Here is a 3,849-nt window from a genome sequence, read left to right as displayed (position 1 = left end):
ATATATAGCGCTCAAAACTATTGTCCAATAGTTATTGGACTCTATACACAGTGCCTTTGCGTAAGTCCTGTATTAATTATTCGGTAATGATTTGCTAGAGAGTTTGCAGTTAGGAAAGTTGCCTCAAAGAAAGGGAAATGTTGAGTCAGAGTTTGGGAGTTTATCTTGGCAGGAATTAGTTAGATTTATTAGGGAATTATCTATTAGCTATCGCTTGTTTTTGGTGGATGCAATTAATAAGTCTATTCGATAGGAAATTAGTAGTGCTAAAATTTAAGCATTCAACCGTTATATAGAATCAGGATAATTACTATCGCTAAGTCATTGCGACGGTTACTCCGTGGAAGGAAGCAATCTCCTAAAGATAAGAGGTTGCTTCCTATCGTCGCAATGACGACTATTCAACCGGATTTTATATTAGCTATCAGCGATTACTTTTGGCTTAGATAAAAGCTTTATGAATTGAACCAGAATTATATCTTACTACAAAGCAGACAAGATTCGATTTCCTAACACTTCCCACACTTTCCTCAATAAACCCGGTTTCTGTGTATCGCTCTATAATTAAGTTATCTTCTAATCAACTTAAAATACCAATGGCTACAAACCAACTTCTAGACAAACGATACCAAATTATGAAGAAATTGTATGAGACTCATGTGAGCATCACATTCCAGGGAAAAGACACCAGAAGCTCTAATCGTCTATGTCTCATCAAGCAACTCAAGACCTCGAAACCCCAATTACAACAAGAACTAGAACAAAGATTTCAACAAGAAGCAAAAATTTTAAAAAGATTAGGAAAACACCCACAAATTCCAGATTTATATGGCTATTTTTCGGAAAATAATCAATTTTATTTAGTTCAAGAATGGATTGCAGGACGTAACCTCCAACACCAACTTAAACACAAAGGGAAACTAACAGAAATAGAAGTCAAAGATATACTAAAAAAAATATTGCCAGTCCTGGATTTTTTCAAGGAAAATAAAATAATTCACCGGGATATTAAGCCGAGTAATATTATGGTGAATGGAGAAAAATTATCTATATTAATAGACTTCGGTATTGTCAAAGAAATTGACACCATAGTTAACCCAAACATGACTTATACTGTCCTGGGTACTGGAACTTCAGGTTTTGTTTCTCCCGAACAAAAAAAAGGTAAACCTACCCATGCTAGCGATATATATAGTTTAGGAGTAACAGCAGTTTATCTTTTAACAGGAAAAATACCCAATAGTAAACTTCCCTGGCGCAAAAATGTAGGGAATATTAGCTCAAAATTTGCTGATATTTTAGGTAGAGCGATAGAAAAAAAATTGAGCGATCGCTACCAGACTGCTACAGAAATGTTAACTGCTATAAAAAGCAGCAAAACTTTTTACCGAGGAAATAATCAGTTGTTGAAAATCGGAATAGTTGCCACCATTATCGGAATTATCGGCGCAGGAATAGGCATTTTTTTCAATAAAGCTGAAAATTACTATAATGGGGTGAGCGATCGCCATAACCAGGGAAAATATGAAAAGGCGCTTGCTGAGTATAACCAGGCTATTCAACTCAATCCGAAAAATGCTGAAGCTTACAATAACAGGGGTGCTGTTTACTATAACCAGGGAGAATATGAAAAGGCGCTTGCTGACTATAACCAAGCTATTCAACTCGATCCCAAATATGCTAGTCCTTACAATGGCAGGGGTGCTGTTTACTATAACCAGGGAAAATATGAAAAGGCGCTCGCTGACTATAACCAAGCTATTCAACTCAATCCCAAATATGCTAGTGCTTACAACAACAGGGGTGATGTTTACGATAACCAGGGAGAATACGAGAAGGCGCTTGCTGACTATAACCAAGCTATTCAACTCAATCCCAAATATGCTACTGCTTACAACAACAGGGGTTATGTTTACGATAACCAGGGAGAATACGAGAAGGCGCTTGCTGACTATAACCAAGCTATTCAACTCAATCCCAAATATGCTACTGCTTACAACAACAGGGGTGATGTTTACGATAACCAGGGAAAATATGAAAAGGCGCTTGCTGAGTACAACCAAGCTATTCAACTCAATCCCAAATTTGCTGTTGCTTACAACAACAGGGGTTTGGTTTATCGTAAGCAGGGAAAATACGAAAAGGCGCTCGCTGACTATAACCAAGCTATTCAACTCAATCCCAAATATGCGACTGCTTACAATGACAGGGGTTATGTTTACTATAACCAGGGAAAATATGAAAAGGCGCTCGCTGAGTATAACCAAGCTATTCAACTCAATCCCAAATATGCGACTGCTTACAACAACAGGGGTGCTGTTTACTATAACCAGGGAGCATATGAAAAGGCGCTGGCTGAGTATAACCAAGCTATTCAACTCAATCCCAAATATGCTAGTGCTTACAAACACAGAGGTTTGGTTTACTATAACCAGGGAAAATATGAAAAGGCGCTCGCTGACTTGAACCAAGCTATTCAAGTTAATCCCAAATATGCTAGTGCTTACAATGGTAGGGGTGCTGTTTATCATAAGCAGGGACAATATGAAAAGGCGCTTGCTGAGTATAACCAAGCTATTCAACTCAATCCCAAATATGCTGTTGCTTACAACAACAGGGGTGATGTTTACGATAACCAGGGAGAATACGAGAAGGCGCTTGCTGAGTATAACCAAGCTATTCAACTCAATCCCAAATATGCTGAAGCTTACAATGACAGGGGTTATGTTTACTATAACCAGGGAAAATATGAAAAGGCGCTCGCTGACTTTAACCAAGCTATTCAACTCAATCCCAAATATGCTAATGCTTACTACAACCGGGGTGTGATTTACAAACGTAACAGTAATACTGAAAAAGCTATATCAGACTTTGAAAAAGCTGCCGACTTATACCAACAACAAAGAAATCAAGAGTTGTATCAAAAATCTCTAGATCAACTCAAAGAATTACGAGAAAATTAGTATTTGTAGGTTGGGTTGAGTCGCTCACACGAATTATGCCACGGATATACGGATTAATATCAAGTCTCATTAATTAGCCATAATAAGTTAACTATCTTTAGTCATCTTTAGATGACTTCTGCTGTGAGCCAAGAAATTTATTTCTTGGCGGATGACATGACTTGGCGGATGACATGACTCGCCAAGGGGATGATATGACTCGGTTGGCGGATAACATGACTCGCCAAGGATTTCAATCCTTGGCTAATAATTTAAGTCATCTTAAGATGACTCTTAAGGAGTATGCCATCTTTTTATATTGTGGTTAATCAGTGCAACAAAGCCTATAAGATGTATAACAGATAAGCTCCGCTAACACTTCATTCTACCCAACCTACTTTGAACAACGGCGTTGCTGAATTGAAGTATGAATGCGCGATTGTTTGGTTCTGCTCAAGCCCCCGCGCATCCCCCGTTCAACAAAAAGCGCAGCAACATCTGGCTTCCCCCGATCCTGCGGGGGACGGGAGGGGGATCAAGGGGGACTTTTAGAGTTTTATTCCCCCCAAAATTGGGGGTTAGGGGGGCAAAATCATACCCAGAATCAGCAACGCCTGAACAACAACTACCTTCTTAACAGAAAATTGTCAAATGTTTTTCTATCTGTCATAGCAGGTTGAGCGCCTGATTTCGTAACACATAAAGCACCAGCAGCAGCACCCCATTTAACAGCATCTTTTAATGACAAACCTGTATCTAATGCTGCTGCTAAACCACCATTAATATCATGTTCGGTTGAATACTTATAAATAACTGTTGTGAGGAGTCAGTCCTCAGGAGTCAGGAGTCAGGAGGGAAGAAAGGAGAAAAAGAGGAAATATTGGAGAAAAGTAAAGAGAATTTCAGT

4 protein-coding genes are annotated in these 3,849 nt (G+C 38.8%); 3 read left to right on the top strand and 1 reads right to left on the bottom strand.

Going from position 1 to position 3,849, the window contains the following annotated elements:
- Window positions 1-91: 91 nt before the first annotated feature.
- The 3 genes from F6K54_RS33900 (at window position 92) to F6K54_RS33890 (ending at window position 3,271) form a co-directional block, all read left to right on the top strand.
- Window positions 92-253 (top strand): hypothetical protein, encoded by a 162-nt coding sequence (locus F6K54_RS33900; RefSeq protein ID WP_293087939.1) that lies wholly within the window; start codon window positions 92-94, stop codon window positions 251-253.
- A gap of 343 nt (window positions 254-596) precedes the next feature.
- The gene (locus F6K54_RS33895) at window positions 597-2,963 is read left to right on the top strand and encodes a serine/threonine-protein kinase (RefSeq protein ID WP_293087937.1); all 2,367 of its coding nucleotides are present in this window, start codon (window positions 597-599) and stop codon (window positions 2,961-2,963) included.
- Between the two features lie 173 nt (window positions 2,964-3,136).
- The gene (locus F6K54_RS33890) at window positions 3,137-3,271 is read left to right on the top strand and encodes a hypothetical protein (protein WP_293087936.1); all 135 of its coding nucleotides are present in this window, start codon (window positions 3,137-3,139) and stop codon (window positions 3,269-3,271) included.
- Window positions 3,272-3,567: 296 nt separating this feature from the next.
- Here F6K54_RS33890 and F6K54_RS33885 read toward each other — a convergent pair whose 3' ends face one another.
- Window positions 3,568-3,726: a PfkB family carbohydrate kinase gene (locus F6K54_RS33885; RefSeq protein WP_375342021.1), complete on the bottom strand. Its 159-nt coding sequence runs from the start codon at window positions 3,724-3,726 to the stop codon at window positions 3,568-3,570.
- Window positions 3,727-3,849: the final 123 nt, after the last annotated feature.

It is taken from the genome of Okeania sp. SIO3B5, assembly GCF_010692555.1.
Classification (GTDB): Bacteria; Cyanobacteriota; Cyanobacteriia; order Cyanobacteriales; family Microcoleaceae; genus Okeania.
Note: the sequence above shows the minus strand (reverse complement) of the source record. Positions and strands in the feature narration are given on the sequence as shown.